This is a genomic window from Staphylococcus sp. FSL K6-0223 (assembly GCF_038008285.1).
In genome coordinates this window covers 184,716-204,386 of the sequence record NZ_JBBOYX010000003.1, presented here as the reverse complement: position 1 = coordinate 204,386, position 19,671 = coordinate 184,716, and the positions used below count along the sequence as shown (strand labels likewise).

24 protein-coding genes and 1 riboswitch are annotated in these 19,671 nt (G+C 34.3%); of the genes, 23 read left to right on the top strand and 1 reads right to left on the bottom strand.

What is annotated here, in order from left to right:
- Nucleotides 1-58 precede the first annotated feature (58 nt).
- The 21 genes from MHI13_RS18225 to fabZ all read left to right on the top strand — a co-directional run bounded on the left by MHI13_RS18225 (nt 59) and on the right by fabZ (nt 17,152).
- On the top strand, nt 59-658 hold the full coding sequence (locus MHI13_RS18225) for a thymidine kinase (protein WP_037551293.1): 600 nt from the start codon (nt 59-61) through the stop codon (nt 656-658).
- A complete protein-coding gene (gene prfA, locus MHI13_RS18220) occupies nt 658-1,734 on the top strand; it encodes a peptide chain release factor 1 (protein WP_002435511.1) in 1,077 nt (358 codons plus the stop codon). Before MHI13_RS18225 ends, prfA begins: the two co-directional genes overlap by 1 nt.
- On the top strand, nt 1,721-2,557 hold the full coding sequence (prmC, locus tag MHI13_RS18215; protein ID WP_064210656.1) for a peptide chain release factor N(5)-glutamine methyltransferase: 837 nt from the start codon (nt 1,721-1,723) through the stop codon (nt 2,555-2,557). Before prfA ends, prmC begins: the two co-directional genes overlap by 14 nt.
- A 176-nt stretch (nt 2,558-2,733) precedes the next feature.
- A complete protein-coding gene (locus MHI13_RS18210; protein ID WP_064210676.1) occupies nt 2,734-3,777 on the top strand; it encodes an L-threonylcarbamoyladenylate synthase in 1,044 nt (347 codons plus the stop codon).
- Nucleotides 3,774-4,190 carry a low molecular weight protein arginine phosphatase gene (locus MHI13_RS18205; RefSeq protein ID WP_002435769.1) on the top strand — a complete coding sequence of 139 codons (417 nt, stop codon included), beginning with the start codon at nt 3,774-3,776 and terminating at the stop codon, nt 4,188-4,190. Before MHI13_RS18210 ends, MHI13_RS18205 begins: the two co-directional genes overlap by 4 nt.
- Before the next feature lie 111 nt (nt 4,191-4,301).
- Nucleotides 4,302-4,826: a TIGR01440 family protein gene (locus tag MHI13_RS18200; RefSeq protein ID WP_064210655.1), complete on the top strand. Its 525-nt coding sequence runs from the start codon at nt 4,302-4,304 to the stop codon at nt 4,824-4,826.
- A gap of 25 nt (nt 4,827-4,851) precedes the next feature.
- Entirely contained in the window at nt 4,852-6,090 is a 1,239-nt protein-coding gene (gene glyA, locus MHI13_RS18195) for a serine hydroxymethyltransferase (RefSeq protein WP_064210675.1), read from the top strand.
- Between the two features lie 28 nt (nt 6,091-6,118).
- Nucleotides 6,119-6,748 (top strand): uracil phosphoribosyltransferase, encoded by a 630-nt coding sequence (upp, locus tag MHI13_RS18190; protein ID WP_002435776.1) that lies wholly within the window; start codon nt 6,119-6,121, stop codon nt 6,746-6,748.
- Nucleotides 6,749-6,771: 23 nt separating this feature from the next.
- Nucleotides 6,772-7,905 carry a non-hydrolyzing UDP-N-acetylglucosamine 2-epimerase gene (wecB, locus tag MHI13_RS18185; protein ID WP_064210654.1) on the top strand — a complete coding sequence of 378 codons (1,134 nt, stop codon included), beginning with the start codon at nt 6,772-6,774 and terminating at the stop codon, nt 7,903-7,905.
- 164 nt (nt 7,906-8,069) lie between these two features.
- Nucleotides 8,070-8,420, top strand: coding sequence for an ATP synthase subunit I (locus tag MHI13_RS18180; RefSeq protein ID WP_002453711.1), 351 nt, complete (start codon nt 8,070-8,072; stop codon nt 8,418-8,420).
- A 26-nt stretch (nt 8,421-8,446) separates the two neighbouring features.
- A complete protein-coding gene (gene atpB, locus MHI13_RS18175) occupies nt 8,447-9,175 on the top strand; it encodes a F0F1 ATP synthase subunit A (RefSeq protein ID WP_002453710.1) in 729 nt (242 codons plus the stop codon).
- A 44-nt stretch (nt 9,176-9,219) separates the two neighbouring features.
- Nucleotides 9,220-9,432, top strand: a complete 213-nt coding sequence (atpE, locus tag MHI13_RS18170; protein ID WP_001048816.1) for a F0F1 ATP synthase subunit C — start codon at nt 9,220-9,222, stop codon at nt 9,430-9,432.
- A gap of 94 nt (nt 9,433-9,526) precedes the next feature.
- Entirely contained in the window at nt 9,527-10,042 is a 516-nt protein-coding gene (locus tag MHI13_RS18165) for a F0F1 ATP synthase subunit B (RefSeq protein ID WP_002435523.1), read from the top strand.
- Nucleotides 10,042-10,581 (top strand): F0F1 ATP synthase subunit delta, encoded by a 540-nt coding sequence (locus tag MHI13_RS18160; protein ID WP_023351357.1) that lies wholly within the window; start codon nt 10,042-10,044, stop codon nt 10,579-10,581. The genes MHI13_RS18165 and MHI13_RS18160 overlap by 1 nt, the downstream gene beginning before the upstream one ends.
- Before the next feature lie 22 nt (nt 10,582-10,603).
- Nucleotides 10,604-12,115, top strand: a complete 1,512-nt coding sequence (gene atpA / locus MHI13_RS18155; protein WP_002435859.1) for a F0F1 ATP synthase subunit alpha — start codon at nt 10,604-10,606, stop codon at nt 12,113-12,115.
- A gap of 81 nt (nt 12,116-12,196) precedes the next feature.
- Nucleotides 12,197-13,063 carry an ATP synthase F1 subunit gamma gene (gene atpG / locus MHI13_RS18150; protein WP_002435866.1) on the top strand — a complete coding sequence of 289 codons (867 nt, stop codon included), beginning with the start codon at nt 12,197-12,199 and terminating at the stop codon, nt 13,061-13,063.
- A gap of 21 nt (nt 13,064-13,084) precedes the next feature.
- Entirely contained in the window at nt 13,085-14,497 is a 1,413-nt protein-coding gene (gene atpD / locus MHI13_RS18145; protein WP_340761746.1) for a F0F1 ATP synthase subunit beta, read from the top strand.
- Nucleotides 14,498-14,516: 19 nt separating this feature from the next.
- Complete coding sequence (locus MHI13_RS18140; protein ID WP_002435826.1) at nt 14,517-14,921, top strand: F0F1 ATP synthase subunit epsilon; 405 nt, start codon at nt 14,517-14,519, stop codon at nt 14,919-14,921.
- Between the two features lie 140 nt (nt 14,922-15,061).
- The gene (locus MHI13_RS18135; protein ID WP_002453705.1) at nt 15,062-15,295 is read left to right on the top strand and encodes a DUF1146 family protein; all 234 of its coding nucleotides are present in this window, start codon (nt 15,062-15,064) and stop codon (nt 15,293-15,295) included.
- A 109-nt stretch (nt 15,296-15,404) separates the two neighbouring features.
- A complete protein-coding gene (gene murA, locus MHI13_RS18130) occupies nt 15,405-16,670 on the top strand; it encodes a UDP-N-acetylglucosamine 1-carboxyvinyltransferase (RefSeq protein WP_002435807.1) in 1,266 nt (421 codons plus the stop codon).
- Between the two features lie 44 nt (nt 16,671-16,714).
- Nucleotides 16,715-17,152 (top strand): 3-hydroxyacyl-ACP dehydratase FabZ, encoded by a 438-nt coding sequence (fabZ, locus tag MHI13_RS18125; RefSeq protein WP_002435844.1) that lies wholly within the window; start codon nt 16,715-16,717, stop codon nt 17,150-17,152.
- A 79-nt stretch (nt 17,153-17,231) separates the two neighbouring features.
- On the opposite strand, the gene MHI13_RS18120 is transcribed toward fabZ, so the two are convergent.
- Nucleotides 17,232-17,675 carry a YwpF-like family protein gene (locus tag MHI13_RS18120; protein ID WP_064210652.1) on the bottom strand — a complete coding sequence of 148 codons (444 nt, stop codon included), beginning with the start codon at nt 17,673-17,675 and terminating at the stop codon, nt 17,232-17,234.
- 190 nt (nt 17,676-17,865) lie between these two features.
- On the opposite strand from MHI13_RS18120, the gene MHI13_RS18115 reads away from it, so the two are divergent.
- Both MHI13_RS18115 and MHI13_RS18110 read left to right on the top strand, forming a co-directional pair.
- Nucleotides 17,866-18,261, top strand: coding sequence for a single-stranded DNA-binding protein (locus MHI13_RS18115; RefSeq protein ID WP_064210651.1), 396 nt, complete (start codon nt 17,866-17,868; stop codon nt 18,259-18,261).
- Nucleotides 18,262-18,655: 394 nt separating this feature from the next.
- Nucleotides 18,656-19,381: a transglycosylase family protein gene (locus tag MHI13_RS18110; RefSeq protein WP_064210650.1), complete on the top strand. Its 726-nt coding sequence runs from the start codon at nt 18,656-18,658 to the stop codon at nt 19,379-19,381.
- Between the two features lie 119 nt (nt 19,382-19,500).
- A riboswitch (TPP riboswitch) is annotated at nt 19,501-19,599 on the top strand.
- Nucleotides 19,600-19,671 lie beyond the last annotated feature (72 nt).

Here is a 19,671-nt window from a genome sequence, read left to right as displayed (position 1 = left end):
TACTCATAAAATATGATATAATTAAGCGATTATGTTTTGAAAAAAGGTGGAACTCTCAATGTATGAAACGTACCATTCCGGATGGATTGAAACAATTACTGGAAGTATGTTTAGTGGTAAATCAGAAGAGTTGATTCGTCGTTTAAGACGAGGGATTTACGCGAAACAGAAAGTCATTGTTTTTAAGCCAGCTATTGATGATCGTTACCATAAAGAAAAGGTCGTCTCACACGATGGTAATGAAATTGAAGCGATAAATATTTCTACGTCAAGAGAAATTTTAAACCAAGATTTAGACAATGTAGACGTTATCGGAATAGATGAAGTGCAGTTTTTTGATGGTGAAATAGTAAATATTGTAGAACAACTGGCTAAAAATGGTCACAGAGTTGTTGTTGCAGGTTTAGATATGGATTTTAGGGGAGAACCTTTTGAACCTATGCCGAAATTATTAGCTGTTAGTGAACAAGTGACTAAATTACAGGCAGTTTGTGCTGTTTGTGGGTCACCTTCTAGCCGTACACAAAGATTAATCAATGGAGAACCAGCTAAAATAGATGACCCAATTATATTAGTTGGTGCGAATGAAAGTTACGAACCACGTTGTAGAGCACATCATATTGTGGCTCCAAGTGAAAATGAGAAGGAGGAAATGTAGTGTTTGATCAATTAGATATAGTAGAGGAACGATATGAACAATTAAATGAGATGTTAAGCGACCCTGATGTCGTGAATGATTCAGATAAACTTAGAAAATATTCAAAAGAACAAGCTGATTTACAAAAAACTGTTGAAGTTTATCGTAGTTATAAATCTAAAAAAGAAGAACTTGAAGATATTGAAGAAATGTTAAAAGAAACTTCAGATAAAGAAGAAGTGGATATGCTTAAAGAAGAGAGTGCGTCTTTAAAAGCTGAATTACCTGAAATGGAAGAAGAACTTAAAATCTTATTAATTCCTAAAGACCCTAATGATGAAAAAGACGTTATTGTTGAAATCCGAGCAGCTGCAGGTGGTGACGAAGCGGCCATATTTGCTGGGGACTTGATGAGAATGTATTCTAAATATGCCGAAGCATATGGTTTTAAAACTGAAATTGTTGAAGCTTCTGAAAGTGACCATGGTGGTTATAAGGAAATTAGTTTTTCAGTATCAGGTAGTGGAGCCTATAGTAAATTAAAATTTGAAAACGGTGCTCACCGAGTTCAACGTGTACCAGAAACTGAATCAGGTGGTCGTATACATACTTCTACGGCAACAGTAGCTGTATTGCCAGAAGTAGAAGATGTTGAGATTGAAATTCGTAACGAAGATCTAAAAATTGACACGTATCGTTCAAGTGGTGCGGGTGGTCAGCACGTTAACACAACTGACTCAGCAGTACGTATTACCCACTTACCTACTGGTGTTATTGCAACGTCATCAGAAAAATCACAAATTCAAAACCGTGAGAAAGCGATGAAAGTCTTAAAAGCACGTTTATACGATATGAAGTTACAAGAAGAACAACAAAAATATGCGTCACAAAGAAAATCTGCTGTAGGTACAGGTGACCGTTCAGAACGTATCAGAACATATAACTATCCACAAAGTCGTGTGACTGATCATAGAATTGGCTTAACGCTACAGAAACTTGGTCAGATTATGGAAGGTAATTTAGATGAAATTATAGACGCGCTTACTCTATCTGAACAAACTGAGAAATTGAAAGAACTTAATAATGGTGAACTATAAAGAAAAACTTCAAGAGGCTATTCAATTAACATTAGATAAAGGGTATGAGCAGACTAGGGCAGAATGGCTACTGTTGGACCTTTTTAAATGGTCACGAACAGACTATCTTATCCATCGTGAAGAACAGATGTCACAAGCTGATTTAGCAAAATTTGACCTAGCTCTACATAGAATGTTAAGTGGTGAACCTATTCAATATATCGTAGGCTTTCAATCTTTTTACGGCTATAACTTCGAGGTAGATAATAATTGTCTAATCCCTCGTCCTGAAACTGAAGAAGTGATGCTTCATTTTCTAAATCTATGTCATCATCAAGATACAGTTGCCGATATTGGTACAGGAAGCGGTGCGATTGCTATTACACTTAAGTTGCTTAAGCCAGATTTAAACGTTCTCGCTACAGATTTATATGAAGATACACTGAATGTTGCACGCAATAATGCAACATTACATCAGCAAGAAATTCAATTTCTTCAAGGAAACGCATTGAAACCTCTAATTGATAATAATATTAAAGTTGACGGATTAATTTCTAATCCACCTTATATTGATGAAGGTGAAGCAAGAGATATGGATGATACTGTACTTAAATATGAGCCTCACCATGCTCTGTTTGCTGAAAATGAAGGCTACGCCATCTATGAGGGTATTTTAAAAGATTTACCACAAGTAATGAAAGAACAAGGACATGTCGTGTTTGAAATTGGATATAATCAAGGCAACCAACTAAAAGCATTAATTAATTCTATGTATCCTGACAAGTTAGTCAAAGTTATTAGAGATATTAATGGTAATGAACGCATCGTGTCATTCAAATGGTAAAGAATTCATGAGATTATAATGCGTTTTTTTGTGAAATCAAATGTATCTTTAAATGCGGATAAAGTTTTAAACAAAATTAAAAATGAATGGGTGGAACTTCAACTTCAACAATAATGAACTGAATTGAGTTCCACTCTTTTTAAATTCATAATATAGATAAGAAAGAGGTGAAAATGGTGAATACTCAAATATGGGATCTTAGAAAATATGAAGAGGATGTAGTAAAATATCCTAAGTTAAACGAGATTAAAGAGACATTATTGAATGGTGGATTAGTAGCGATTCCAACAGAGACAGTTTATGGGCTTGGTGCGAACGCAAGAAATGAACATGCGGTAAGAAAAATATATGAAGCTAAAGGACGTCCTTCTGATAATCCTTTAATCGTTCATATACATCAAAGGGAGCAACTTGAAGAGTTTGTAGATGGAATTGATGAACGTGTTTCAAAATTAATGGATGCCTTTTGGCCTGGACCAATTTCATTTATTTTACCTCTTAAAACAGGTTATTTATGTGAAAAAGTTACAGGCGGATTAAACTCTATTGCAGTTCGTATGCCAAGTCATAAAATAGGGCGGGCGTTACTTCAGTATATTGACGAACCTATAGCTGCACCAAGTGCCAATTTAAGTGGTAGACCTTCACCTACAAAGTTTGATCATGTTTTTCAGGATTTAAACGGAAAAGTGGACGGAATTGTTAATGGAGATCAAAGTGAAGAAGGTCTTGAGAGTACAGTGTTAGATTGTACTCAATATCCTTTTAGATTAGCACGCCCAGGTTCTATAACCACTTCAATGATAGAACAAGTTTTACCGGGGAGTATTCAAAAGGCTAATTATTTTGAAAAGGACAAACCTATTGCTCCTGGGATGAAATATAAACATTATTCGCCAGATACGCCACTAACAATTGTTGAAAATTTAACTCACAAAATTGATAATAATGAAAAATGGAATGATGTAGTATTTATTTTTCCTATTAGTATGAAATATTTATTGCCTGAGAATGCTCAATTTATTCCACTATGTGATGATGAGCAAGATATTAAAGGGGCAAACCATAATTTATATAGTGTATTGCACTCTATAGATACCTCTAATGATATTAAACACGCTTATATTTATAGTTTTGAAAAAAAGGATCAGTCTGAAGCGATTATGAATAGAATGTTGAAAGCAGCAGGTAATGAAGTGATAGAAGGTGACGAATTATGAAATTAATATTTGTTTGTACAGGTAATACGTGTAGAAGTCCGTTAGCTGAAAGTATTGCTAAGAAATTGTTGCCAAACGATGACATTCAATCACGTGGTTTATTTGCTATGGAAGGACAAAAAATCTCTAAAGAATCATTACAATTGATTCATAGCCATCATCTACCTAAGCCTTCAAATGCTCAACAATTTACTTTGGAAGATTTAGAAGCAGATTTAATTCTCACAATGTCTCCTTCACATAAAGATTTAATTAAGTCTCAATACGGTCAATATTCAAATGTGTACACGATAAATGAGTATGCAGGTATTGAGGGGCATATAGAAGACCCATTTGGATGTTCTTTTGAAGTATATGAAAAAACTTTTCAAAATATCTACGATTTATTGAAAAAAATTGAAATGAATCGATAACAGAGTAAATTATATATAATTAGTATATGTTAAGCTTTAAATAAGTTATAATAAAGGGGTATAGCAAGTTTGCTATGTTCCTTTTTATTATATTCAAAGGGGTGGGTTTCATTGCGTGATTTACAAAAGCTACTTATTGAATTAAAAGATATGTCATTCTTTAAGAAAGGCGAATTGTGTATTGTCGGTTGTTCAACATCTGAGGTCATTGGCGAACGAATTGGTTCAGTTGGATCATTAGAGATAGCTAAAGAGATTTTTGATGCTTTGAAACAAATTGAAGAGGATACAGGTGTGTCATTTGTCTTTCAAGGATGTGAACATATTAATAGAGCAATCACGATTGAAAGAGCAGATTTTAACCCACTGTCTATGGAAGAGGTAAATGTAGTTCCAGATGTACATGCAGGTGGTAGTTTATCAACGTATGCCTACCAACATATGGATAATCCAATGGTTGTAGAACATATCAGTGTACCTAAAGGTATTGACATTGGCCAAACATTAATTGGTATGCATATCAAGCAAGTATGTGTTCCAGTCAGAACAAGCGTTAAACAAGTTGGAGAAGCTATCGTTACCATAGCGACATCACGACCTAAGAAAATTGGTGGCGAACGTGCTAAATATCAATAATTTAATGAAAGAAGGGGAATTATTTATGTCTTACATTGAAAAACAGGATAAAGTGATTTTTGAAGCAATTCAAAAGGAGTATGACCGTCAAAATAGTAATATCGAATTAATTGCATCTGAGAATTTTGTGTCTGAAGCTGTTATGGAAGCTCAAGGTTCAGTATTGACTAATAAGTATGCCGAAGGTTATCCAGGCCGTCGTTATTATGGTGGTTGTGAATATGTTGATGTTTCTGAAACAGTAGCAATTGATCGTGCTAAAGCACTTTTTGGCGCTGAACATGTTAATGTACAACCTCACTCTGGTTCACAAGCCAACATGGCTGTTTATTTAGTTGCTCTTGAGATGGGAGATACTGTTCTAGGTATGAACTTAAGTCATGGGGGACATTTAACTCATGGATCTCCAGTTAACTTTAGTGGTAAGTTTTATAATTTCGTTGAATACGGAGTTGATAAAGAAACGGAATTAATTAGCTATGATGAAGTACGCAAACTTGCACTAGAACATAAACCTAAATTAATTGTAGCGGGTGCCTCTGCTTATTCTAGAACTATTGATTTTAAAAAGTTCAAAGAAATTGCAGATGAAGTAGGTGCTAAATTAATGGTGGATATGGCTCACATTGCTGGATTAGTTGCAGCTGGTTTACATCCAAATCCTGTTGAATATGCTGATTTTGTCACTACTACTACACATAAAACTTTACGTGGCCCTCGTGGAGGTATGATTTTATGTAAAGAAGAATATAAAAAAGAAATTGATAAGACAATTTTCCCTGGAATTCAAGGTGGCCCACTAGAACACGTAATTGCAGCGAAAGCAGTAGCATTTGGAGAAGCATTACACAGTGACTTCAAATCGTATCAACAACAAGTGATTAAAAATGCTCAAGTTTTAGCTCAAACATTAATTGATGAAGGATTCAGAGTGGTTTCAGGTGGTACTGATAATCATTTAGTTGCAGTTGATGTTAAAGGTTCTATTGAGATTACTGGTAAAGTCGCTGAAGAGACTCTTGATAAAGTAGGTATTACTTGTAATAAAAACACAATTCCTTTCGATCAAGAAAAACCATTCGTTACAAGTGGAATTAGATTAGGCACACCAGCTGCAACTACACGTGGATTCGATGAATCAGCATTCGAGGAAGTGGCAAAAATTATTAGCTTAGCTTTAAAACATACTGACGATGAAGCTAAACTTAATGAAGCTAAAGAAAGAGTGCACGCCCTTACTTCAAAATATCCATTATATGAATAATAGAGAAACACATTGGAGGAAATTATAAATGAGTAAAGTACATGTTTTCGATCATCCTTTAATACAGCATAAACTAAGTTATATTAGAGATGCTCATACCGGTACAAAAGAGTTTAGAGAACTAGTTGATGAAGTAGGTATGTTAATGGCTTATGAAGTGACTAGAGATTTAGAATTACAAGATGTTGAAATTCAAACACCTGTAACTAAAATGACAGCTAAACGACTAGCGGGTAAAAAATTAGCTATAGTGCCAATTTTAAGAGCAGGATTAGGAATGACTGATGGTGTTTTAAGTTTAGTTCCTTCAGCAAGAGTAGGTCACATTGGCTTATATAGAGATCCAGAAACACTTAAAGCAGTAGAGTACTTTGCTAAACTACCTCAAGATATCGATGAAAGACAAATTATCGTTGTAGACCCTATGTTAGCGACTGGTGCTTCAGCAATAGAAGCCATTTCATCACTGAAAAATCGTGGTGCGAAAAATATTCGTTTTATGTGCTTAATTGCTGCGCCAGAAGGTGTGGAAAAAATGCAAGAAGCTCACCCAGACGTAGATATTTATATCGCGACACTTGATGAAAAATTAAATGACAAAGCTTACATCACACCTGGATTAGGGGATGCTGGTGACAGATTATTTGGTACTAAATAATAGATTCGGAGATAGATAGTTTGATGAAAAAAATTATGACCATCTTCGGGACAAGACCTGAAGCTATTAAAATGGCACCACTCGTAAAAGCATTAGAAAAAGATGCTGAATTAGAACCCATCGTTGTTGTTACAGCTCAACATAGGGAAATGCTTGATTCAGTATTAAATACATTTGATATAACACCTTGTCATGATTTGAATATTATGAAATCTGGGCAGACTTTGTCTGATATTACATCAAAATCGATGGTTCTTTTAGAAGAAGTAATTAAAAAAGAATCACCAGATATGGTACTAGTACATGGTGATACAGTTACTACGTTTTCTGGGTCACTAGCAGCTTTTTATAATCAATTACCTATTGGTCATGTTGAAGCTGGGTTAAGAAGTTATGATAAGTATTCTCCTTTTCCTGAGGAGATGAATAGACAAATGGTTGGGGTAATGGCAGACTTGCATTTTGCCCCAACTTTTAATGCAGCTAAGAATTTGCTTGATGAAGGCAAATCATCTAACAATGTGGTAATAACTGGTAATACAGCGATTGATGCTATGAACTATACAATTAATGATAATTATACTTCTCAAATCATCGATAAACATCGTAACAAGAAATTTATTTTATTAACTGCTCATAGAAGGGAAAATATAGGTCAACCTATGATTAACGTGTTTAAGGCAGTTAGAAAGTTAATTAATCAGTATGAAGATTTAGCATTAGTATATCCAGTTCACATGAATCCGAGAGTTAGAGAACTTGCTGAAACGTATTTAGGTCACCATGATCGTATAGAGTTAATTGAACCTTTAGATGTGATAGACTTTCATAATTTTGCTAAGCACGCTTACCTAATTATGACTGATTCTGGAGGAATACAAGAAGAAGCTCCATCTCTACATAAACCTGTACTCGTATTGAGAGATAGTACAGAGAGACCTGAAGGGGTAGAAGCAGGTACTTTAAGGGTTATTGGTACTAATGAGGACTCTGTTTATGAGGAAACTAAGCGTCTTTTAGACGATAAACAGCTTTATAAACATATGAGTGAAGCAAACAATCCTTATGGAGATGGGAATGCAAGTAATAGGATAGTAAATCATATTAAATATTATTTTGGATTAATTAGTGATAAACCCAATCATTTTGAAAAATAAAAAGTTTGTTACGTTACTTTTTGTGAATATTTTGTGACAAAAATGCCGTAAATTTTAACAAGACTTTGAATAGAATTGACACCATACAATAGGCTATATTATCATTTAGATTGTATGAGTGGAACGGTTTACATGATTGGTATAAGACACTCGGAGGCATATAGATGAGTCGTTTCTACATCATTTTTAAACAATATATCCAATATTATCTTTATCTCTTAATAGTATTAGGAATATTGTATCTAATTATACCCCGACCTTTTATTTTAGGATTAATGATAGGAACATGTGGTTCTTTGGTTAATACATACATCTTTGAAAGTTATTTAGCAAAGGCACAACAACAAGATGCTATACATATTTCAACGGGCAATATATGGAGATATCTTGTAGCAATCATTGCGTGTTTGTTATGGTTTTTCTTCAAAGACCACATCAATATCATAGGTGTATTAATTGGTTTAATGATTTCTTATATTGTAATCATATTGCGCCCTCTACTTAAAAGGGAGTAAAAATTAAATAAGAAAGAGGTGAGTTTATGGATCACAAATCCCCACTCGTCAGTTGGAACGTGTTTGGATTCGATATTGTCTTTAACATGGCAAGTGTTATGATGGTGCTCATTACGGCGATTTTAGTTTTTATCATAGCTTTAATATGCACGCGTAATCTTAAAAAACGACCAACTGGAAAGCAAAACTTCATTGAATGGGTATTTGATTTTGTAAGAGGCATCATAGAGAGTAACATGGCTTGGAAAAAAGGTGGAAACTTTCACTTTTTAGCAGTGACATTAATTTTGTTCATCTTTGTAGCCAATATGCTTGGTTTACCGTTTGCTATTGTTACTAAAGATCACTATCTATGGTGGAAATCACCGACAGCTGACGCAACGGTAACTCTTACGTTATCTACAACTATGATTCTACTAACGCATTATTACGGTATTAAAATGCGTGGGCCTAAAGCATATGCAGCCGGATACTTTAAACCTTTCTGGCCACTTGCAATCATTAATGTATTTGAGGAGTTTACATCTACATTAACTTTAGGTTTACGACTATACGGTAATATCTTTGCTGGTGAATTATTACTTGGTTTACTAGCAAGTTTACTTTTCCAACAACCAGCATGGGGTTGGATTATAAGTATTCCAGGATTAATCGTTTGGCAAGCGTTCTCAATATTCGTTGGTTCAATCCAAGCGTATATCTTCATCATGCTTTCAATGGTTTATATGTCACATAAAGTGGCAGATGGACACTAAATTAATTTAATAATTATATACAATTCTTAGGAGGAAAATTTATTATGAATTTAATCGCAGCGGCAATCGCAATTGGTTTATCAGCATTAGGTGCAGGTATCGGTAACGGTCTTATCGTATCTAGAACAGTTGAAGGTGTAGCACGTCAACCAGAAGCACGTGGTCAATTAATGGGTATCATGTTCATTGGTGTTGGTTTAGTTGAGGCTTTACCTATCATTGGTGTTGTAATTGCGTTCATGACATTTGCTGGATAAGACATATTAAGGCGAAGCCTTTACAAGGCTATCGCCGTTCGTTTTGTTTTTTATAGCTTAGTGATTATATCTACGAAAGGAGTGTCATGAGCCCGTGACTGCAACAGCTAATATGTTCGTTTTAGGTGCAGGAGTCGAATGGGGAACAACAATTGTTACACTTGTCACATTCGTAATTCTTCTTGCGCTATTGAAGAAATTTGCTTGGGGTCCATTAAAAGAAGTAATGGACAAACGTGAGCGAGACATCAATAAAGATATTGATGATGCTGAACAAGCTAAAATCAACGCTCAAAAACTTGAAGAAGAAAACAGAAAGACACTTAAAGAAACTCAAGATGAAGTTCAAAGAATCTTAGACGATGCTAAGGTTCAAGCACGTAAGCAACATGAAGAAATTATTCATGAAGCTAATGTAAGAGCTAACGGCATGATTGAGACTGCTCAAAGTGAAATTAACAGTGAAAAAGAACGTGCACTTGCTGATATTAATAATCAAGTATCTGAACTATCAGTATTAATCGCATCTAAAGTTCTTAGAAAAGAAATTTCAGAGCAAGATCAAAAAGATTTAGTTGAAAAGTATTTAAAAGAGGCAGGGGATAAATAATGGTAAAGGTAGCAAATAAATATGCCAAAGCATTATTTGATGTCTCTAATGATACAAATCAATTAGATGTAGTTTATGAAGATTTAGAAACAATCAGCCATTCATCTTTCGACTATATTAAAAGTTTAAAAGCAATTGATAGTAATCCTTCATTAACAGCAGATGAGCGTAAATCATTCGTTAATGAAGTATATAGTGGTGCAAATCAATACGTCGTTAATACGCTAAAAGTTTTAGCTGATAATCGTCATTTATCATTAATTGAAGATGTATTTAGAGCTTTTCAAAGTTTATATAATGCGCATCATAACCAAGACTTTGCAATTGTAGAATCTACTTATGAATTAAATGAAGATGAATTAGCAAGAATAGAACAATTGATTAAAGATCAAACACATTTATCTAGAGTAATTGTTAGCACTAAAATCAATCCAGATTTAATTGGTGGATTTAGAGTTAAGGTCGGCACAACTGTTATGGATGGTAGCGTTAAGAATGACCTTGTTCAATTACAAAGAAAATTTGAAAGAGCTAATTAATATTTAAAGAGGAGTGACATAGATGGCCATCAAAGCTGAAGAAATCAGTGCATTACTTCGCTCACAGATTGAAAATTATGAGTCTGAAATGTCCGTAACTGATGTTGGTACTGTACTTCAAATTGGTGACGGTATCGCATTAATTCACGGATTAAACGACGTTATGGCTGGTGAGCTAGTAGAATTCCACAACGGCGTATTAGGTTTAGCACAAAACCTTGAAGAATCAAATGTTGGTGTGGTTATTTTAGGACCATACAACGATATTAGTGAAGGTGACGAAGTTAAACGTACAGGCCGTATTATGGAAGTACCAGTTGGAGACGAATTAATTGGAAGAGTCGTTAATCCACTTGGTCAACCTATTGATGGACAAGGTCCTATCAATGCAACTAAAACACGTCCAGTTGAGAAAAAAGCAACTGGTGTTATGGATCGTAAATCAGTTGATGAACCATTACAAACAGGTATCAAAGCAATTGACGCTTTAGTACCAATTGGTCGTGGTCAACGTGAGTTAATCATTGGTGACCGTCAAACTGGTAAAACAACTGTTGCTATCGATTCAATCTTGAACCAAAAAGATCAAGATACAATTTGTATTTACGTAGCTATTGGTCAAAAAGATTCAACAGTACGTGCAAATGTTGAGAAATTAAGACAAGCAGGCGCTTTAGATTACACAATCGTTGTTTCTGCTTCTGCAGCTGATCCAGCACCATTACTTTATATCGCACCATATTCAGGTGTAACTATGGGTGAAGAATTCATGTTTAATGGTAAACATGTTCTTATCGTATATGATGATTTAACTAAACAAGCAGCAGCTTATCGTGAATTATCATTATTATTACGTAGACCACCAGGTCGTGAAGCTTACCCAGGTGACGTTTTCTACTTACATAGTAGATTATTAGAAAGAGCAGCGAAGCTTAATGATGAATTGGGTGGCGGTTCAATAACTGCTTTACCTATTATTGAAACGCAAGCTGGTGACATTTCAGCTTATGTCCCAACAAACGTTATTTCAATTACTGATGGACAAATTTTCTTACAATCAGATTTATTCTTCTCTGGTGTAAGACCAGCTATTAATGCTGGACAATCAGTATCTCGTGTTGGTGGTTCTGCTCAAATTAAAGCTATGAAGAAAGTAGCCGGAACGCTACGTTTAGACTTAGCTTCTTATCGTGAATTAGAATCATTCGCACAATTCGGTTCTGATTTAGATGAATTTACTGCTCAAAAATTAGAACGTGGTAAACGTACTGTTGAAGTATTAAAACAAGACCAAAACCACCCTCTACCAGTTGAATATCAAGTTTTAACAATTTATGCATTAACTAAAGGTTATTTAGATGATATTCCAGTAGAAGATATTACTCGATTTGAAGACGAATTAAACCACTGGGCAGATGCAAATGCAACTGACTTATTAAATGAAATCAGAGAAACTGGTGCATTACCAGATGCTGATAAATTTGATTCTGCTATTACAGAATTCAAAAAAGGTTTTAGTAAATCAGAACAATAATTCTTAATTGAAAAATTGTAACTGCAGATATGAGAGTACATTTTCAACGTTAATACTCTAATTAAAAAAGGTGGTGAGATAATGGGCTCTCTAAAAGAGATTGATAATCGAATAAAATCGACTAAAAAGATGAAGCAAATCACTAAGGCGATGAACATGGTTTCTAGTTCTAAATTGCGTAGAGCAGAAAAGAATACGAAGCAGTTCAGACCTTATATGGAAAAAATGCAAGATGCTATTACTGCAGTAGCAGGTGCTAATAGTTCTTCTAACCATCCTATGCTTAAAGCTAGAGATGTAAAACGTAGTGGTTATTTAATCATTACTAGTGATAAAGGACTTGCAGGTGCTTATAGTACAAATGTATTAAAACGTTTAGTGAATGATATTAAAGCGAAACATAATGACAGTAGTGAATACAGTATTATTGTTTTAGGTCAACAAGGTGTTGATTTCTTTAACAATAGAGGTTATGAAATCGAAAGTTCTTTAGTTGACCTTCCGGATCAACCTTCGTTTAAATCAGTTCAAGCGATTGCTAAGCACGCAATTGATTTATATAGCGAAGAAAATATTGATGAATTAACAATTTATTATAGTCACTATGTTAGTGTTCTTGAAAATAAACCAACAACTAAGCAAGTATTACCATTATCTCAAGAAGATTCTAGCCAAGGTCATGGTCAAATGTCATCTTACGAATTTGAACCTGATAAAGAATCTATTTTAAGTGTTATTCTACCGCAGTATGTCGAAAGCTTAATCTATGGAACTATTTTAGATGCTAAAGCAAGTGAACATGCTTCACGTATGACTGCAATGAAAAATGCTTCTGATAATGCGACTGAACTTATTGATGATTTATCATTAGAATATAATAGAGCGAGACAAGCAGCGATCACTCAACAAATCACTGAAATTGTTGGTGGTTCAGCAGCTCTTGAATAATATTAAAAGGAGGAAATCAACATGGGAATTGGCCGTGTAACTCAAGTTATGGGTCCAGTAATCGATGTTCGTTTTGAACATAATGAAGTTCCTGATATTAACAATGCCTTACACATCGAAGTTCCTAAAGAAGATAGCACACTTCATTTAACTTTAGAAGTTGCACTTCAATTAGGTGATGATGTAGTACGTACAATCGCAATGGACTCAACTGACGGCGTTCAAAGAGGTATGGAAGTTAAAGATACAGGTAAAGATATTAGCGTACCTGTTGGTGATGCAACTTTAGGAAGAGTATTTAACGTATTAGGAGAAACAATCGATTTAGATGAAAAGATTGATAATTCAGTACGTCGTGATCCTATTCATAGACAAGCACCTGGCTTCGATGAATTATCTACTAAAGTAGAAATCTTAGAAACAGGAATCAAAGTAGTAGACTTATTAGCACCTTACATTAAAGGTGGTAAAATTGGATTATTTGGTGGTGCCGGTGTTGGTAAGACAGTTTTAATCCAAGAACTTATCAATAATATCGCTCAAGAGCATGGTGGTATTTCAGTATTCGCCGGTGTTGGTGAACGTACACGTGAAGGTAACGACCTTTACTATGAAATGAGCGATAGTGGTGTAATTAAGAAAACAGCGATGGTATTCGGTCAGATGAACGAGCCACCTGGTGCTCGTATGCGTGTTGCATTATCAGGTTTAACAATGGCAGAATATTTCCGTGATGAAGAAGGCCAAGACGTATTATTATTCATTGATAATATCTTCAGATTCACACAAGCTGGTTCTGAAGTTTCAGCATTACTTGGACGTATGCCTTCAGCCGTTGGTTATCAACCAACACTTGCTACTGAAATGGGTCAATTACAAGAACGTATTAGTTCAACTAATAAAGGTTCTGTTACTTCAATTCAAGCTGTATTCGTTCCAGCCGATGACTATACAGACCCTGCGCCAGCAACTACATTCGCTCACTTAGATGCGACAACTAACTTAGAGCGTAAATTAACTGAAATGGGTATTTATCCTGCGGTTGATCCATTATCTTCTACTTCTAGAGCGTTAGAACCATCAATCGTTGGTCAAGACCATTACGATGTTGCTCGTGAAGTTCAGTCTACTTTACAAAAATACAGAGAATTACAAGATATTATTGCAATTCTTGGTATGGATGAGTTATCAGATGAAGATAAACAAACTGTAGAACGTGCTCGTAGAATTCAATTCTTCTTATCACAAAACTTCCACGTAGCTGAGCAATTCACTGGTCAAAAAGGTTCTTATGTACCAGTTAAAACAACAGTATCAGATTTCAGAGATATCTTAGATGGTAAATACGATCATATTCCTGAAGATGCTTTCCGTTTAGTAGGTAGTATGCAAGACGTAATTGAAAAAGCCAAAGATATGGGTGTTGAAGTCTAATAATTAGGAGGTATGGATAATGAATACATTAAGCCTAAATATTGTCACTCCTAATGGTTCTGTCTACGAACGAGAAGATGTAGAACTAGCTGTATTACAAACAACAGCTGGTGAAATGGGTATCATGAGTGGACACATTCCAACAGTTGCCGCATTAAAAACTGGCTATGTTAAAGTTAACTTTCATAATGGTAACGAATATGTAGCAGTTAGTGATGGTTTTGTTGAAGTTAGACAACATAAATTATCAATTATCGTCCAAACAGCAGAAACTGCTAGCGAAATCGATGTTGAGAGAGCTAAATTGGCTAAGTCGAGAGCAGAATCACATTTAGAAGATGATGATGATAACAGTGACATTAATAGAGCCAAAAGAGCGTTAGAACGAGCTAATAACCGTTTACGTGTGGCTGAATTAAAATAACAAAAAAGGTTCGAGGCGTTATATACGCTTCGAACCTTTTTTTATTAAATATTTTAATTTCACAATCGGAATTATTAAAGTATCTTTATCAAGTTATTTCGTGTACAATGTTATACAGTAATCTTACGAAGGAGTAGAACATGGATTATCTTGGTCAATTTGCAATTGTACACCTTATCTTACATGTAATATGTATCTGTATAGCCTATTGGGCTCTAAACTCTGTTAGATTAGATCAATTTTTTAAAAAAGGTTATGCATTACAAGTGCAAATTTGTATGATATTTGTAGCTATTTTAATAGGTACATCGGTAAGTAATTTTATTGTCGATTTATTACAATATTCAACTCAAGTTAAGTATTTATTAAAGTAATTCAAAAACTGTTATTTATATCAAAAACTGGATATAATTATAAAATGAATATTAACTTATTAATCAGGGAAATGAATAAGTAATAGGAGTTATAAGTGGAGGATTTAAGATGGATAAAATAGTAATAAATGGTGGAAACCGATTAACAGGTGAAGTTAAAGTTGAAGGTGCAAAAAATGCTGTATTACCAGTATTAACAGCTTCTTTATTAGCTTCAGAGGGGCAAAGTAAACTTGTTAACGTTCCAGCTTTAAGTGATGTAGAGACGATAAATAATGTTTTATCAACACTTAATGCAGATGTTTCATATAATAAAGAAGAGAATGCAGTTAAAGTTGATGCTACTCAAAAATTGAATGAAGAGGCTCCATATGAATATGTGAGTAAAATGAGAGCGAGTATTTTAGTAATGGGGCCATTACTTGCTAGACTCGGACATGCAATTGTAGCGTTACCTGGTGGTTGTGCAATTGGTAGTAGACCGATTGAACAACATATCAAAGGATTTGAAGCACTAGGTGCCGAAATTCATTTAGAAAATGGTAATATTTATGCTAATGCTAAAAATGGATTAAAAGGTACTCAAATTCATTTAGATTTTCCAAGTGTAGGAGCAACACAAAACATTATCATGGCAGCTTCACTTGCATCAGGTAAATCAATTATTGAAAATGCTGCTAAAGAACCAGAAATTGTAGATTTAGCCAACTATATTAATGAAATGGGCGGTAAAATTACTGGTGCTGGAACAGATACAATCACTATACACGGTGTTGATAAATTACATGGTGTAGAACATTCAATCATTCCAGATAGAATTGAAGCGGGAACATTATTAATCGCCGGTGCAATCACACGTGGAGATATCTTTGTTCGAGGTGCCATCAAAGAGCATATGGCAAGCTTAGTATATAAACTTGAAGAGATGGGGGTTAATTTAGACTTCAAAGAAGACGGTATTCAAGTTTCTGCTGAAGGTGACTTAAAGCCTGTTGATGTAAAAACATTACCACATCCAGGTTTCCCAACTGATATGCAATCGCAAATGATGGCTTTATTACTTACAGCAAATGGGCATAAAGTTATTACTGAAACGGTCTTTGAAAATAGATTCATGCATGTAGCCGAGTTTAGAAGAATGAATGCAAATATTAATGTTGAAGGTAGAAGCGCTAAAATTGAAGGAAAAAGTCAATTACAAGGCGCGCAAGTTAAAGCTACAGATTTAAGAGCTGCAGCAGCATTGATCTTAGCAGGTTTAGTTGCAGATGGTACTACTCAAGTTACTGAACTTAAACATTTAGATCGAGGTTATGTAAATTTACATGGAAAATTAAAAGACCTTGGTGCTGATATTAAGCGTATTAATGATTAAATCATTTTTAAACATCAAAGTTTACATTTTGGAGGTTTAATATAATGGAAACAATTTTTGACTATAATCAAATTAAACAAATTATCCCTCATAGACAACCGTTCTTATTAATTGATAGAGTTGTTGAATATGAAGAAGGAAAACGTTGCGTGGGTTTAAAGCAAGTTTCTGGTAATGAACCATTTTTCCAAGGGCATTTTCCTGAATACGCAGTAATGCCAGGAGTATTAATAACTGAAGCACTAGCTCAAACTGGAGCCGTAGCGATGTTAAACAATGAAGAGAATAAAGGTAAAATAGCTTTATTCGCTGGTATTGATAAATGTCGTTTCAAAAAACAAGTGACACCTGGTGATACGTTAATGTTAGAAGTAGAGATTACTAAAATTAAAGGTCCAATCGGTAAAGGTAGTGCGAAAGCTACAGTCGATGGTCAACTTGCTTGTAGCTGTGAACTAACATTTGCTATTCAAGATGCTTAAACTATTCCATATTATAAAAGGAGTGTATCAAGAACTAATTTAGATGAATTAGTTCCTAATACACTCCTTTTTTATTTATTTAATTTCTTTCAAATTTTTCTTCTTTTAGTTTAGGTTTAGATTGCATCATTCGATTAAAGGTTTTCTTAAGCTCTTCACCAGTTAAACCATCATCTACCAATTCCTCTAGTAAGCTTTCGGCATAGACTTGTCGTAACGTATAGATATGACATTCAAAAACAACAGACATTGTTTTTTTAAAATTAGCGACATTTTTAACCGTAGCATCAAATAAAGCCGGATCATTTGCAGGTCTAGTGATGACTACTCTAATATCTAATAATTGTTTATCATCCATATATGTTTTAAATGTTTCATAGTGCTCATTTGAAATAACAATCTCAAGTAACCAGCCTGTTCCACTACCTTCTTTATTTATGATAACGCCATCTTCGATTTCATATTCTGAAACGCCACCATTCTCATTTACAATTTGAAACCGAACAGCCTTAAATGTTTTCATTATTTCACATCCCAATTGTTTTTTAAATATACAATAAATTAAATTATAAGCAGTTATGAACTTAATTAATGATTATTTTCTTTAAATATATCAAAAACATACTACAAATAGCTATCATTTTAAGGGTATTTGTAATTTTGACCAAATTATAACCCGTCAATTATTATGTATTACAAGAAGGAGGTGACACATGTTAAACAAAATAGTAATAGTAGGAAGGTTGACTAAAGATGCTCAAATTTATGAGAAGGAGGATAGTAAGGTCGCAACATTTTGTGTAGCAACTGAAAGAAATTACAAAGATGAAAATAATGAAATATCAAGTGATTATTTATTGTGTAAAGCTTTCGGCAAAACAGCAACCAATATCGAAAAATATACTTGTCAAGGTACATTAGTAGGTATAACAGGACAAATGCGTTCAAGAAAATATGAAAAAGAAGGACAAACGCATTTTGTAACCGAACTATATGTAGAAACAATTAAATTTATGTCTCCAAAAACTAAACATAATGAAATCCTCTCTCAAAATCAATACGATGAAGACACTTATCATTCAGACGACATTGAAATTATTAATATCTAAAAATTAATTCTCTCCCTAAACTCCATCCTATTTTTAATAAAAATTAAATTATCCTTTTCTTTCAATTATACTCAAGCGACCTACTTTGATCGGCCAATATTAAAGTAAGGTCGCTTTTAATATTTAAGTCATCAATCATTCAATCAACTTATAATTATCTGACAGATTTCAATTATATTACAAACTTGTTTAAGAATCGATACAATCTCAAAACTGTCATGACAGTTTTGAGTAGAAATTTAATTCCAATTATAATTAATATTCATTGTAATTCGAGTGTAAAAAAGAGCTTGTTTTTTTTATTTCACTGTAACCTACACTGTTTATACAGATGTTAGAGTAGTACTTGTAAATTAGTTAAGAAAACAAATCACTTTTAGGAGGATTTTTAATAATGAAAAAGACAATTATTGCATCATCATTAGCAGTAGGATTAGGCGTTGTAGCAGGTAATGCTGGACACGACGCACACGCAAGTGAAGCAACAAACGTTGATAAAGCAGAATTAGCTCAAAAAGCTCAATCAAATGACCAATCATTAAACGAAAGCCCTATCCAAAAAGGTGCTTATAACGTAAACTTTGATTACAATGGTTTCAATTATCACTTTGAATCAAATGGTACTCACTGGAGCTGGAACTATGCACAAAATGGTCAAGCTACTCCACAACAAGATGTAAGCAACCAAACTTCAGCTGACCAAGTAAGTTCACAACAACAAACTAGCCAAGCTCAACAAGCTCAACCAGAACAAACTTCTGCTCCACAAACTGAGCAAACTCAACAACCACAAGCTAAAGCAACTACTTCTTACAGTGCACCAACTAACAACACTGCAAGTAGTCAAGCTTCATCAAACCAAGCTTCAAGTGGTTCATCAGTAAACGTAAATTCACACTTAAAACAAATTGCTCAACGTGAATCAGGTGGCGACATCCACGCTATCAACCCATCAACTGGCGCAGCTGGTAAATATCAATTCTTACAATCAACTTGGGATTCAGTAGCTCCAAGTCAATATCAAGGTCAATCTCCAGCTAACGCTCCAGAAAGCGTACAAGACGCTGCAGCAGTTAAATTATACAACACTGCAGGCGCTAGCCAATGGGTAACTGCATAATTTAAATATATGATTATTAACCATCTTCTCAGTATGAGAAGATGGTTTTTTTATTTAGAAGCACATTTAATTGATTTAGTGAGAGTCGTTTGATAATGTAATTATTGAATTAAATAAATATTAACTACTAGGGGAGCCACAAGGCTGAGATGATATGATTCAGACCCTTATAACCTGATTTGGTTAGTACCAACGTAGGAAAGTAGTCTTTATCAAATAAGCATCGCTATGCCCAGATTTAGCTACTTTTCATTGTTGGAAAGTAGTTTTTTTATTATCCAAGGAGGCTT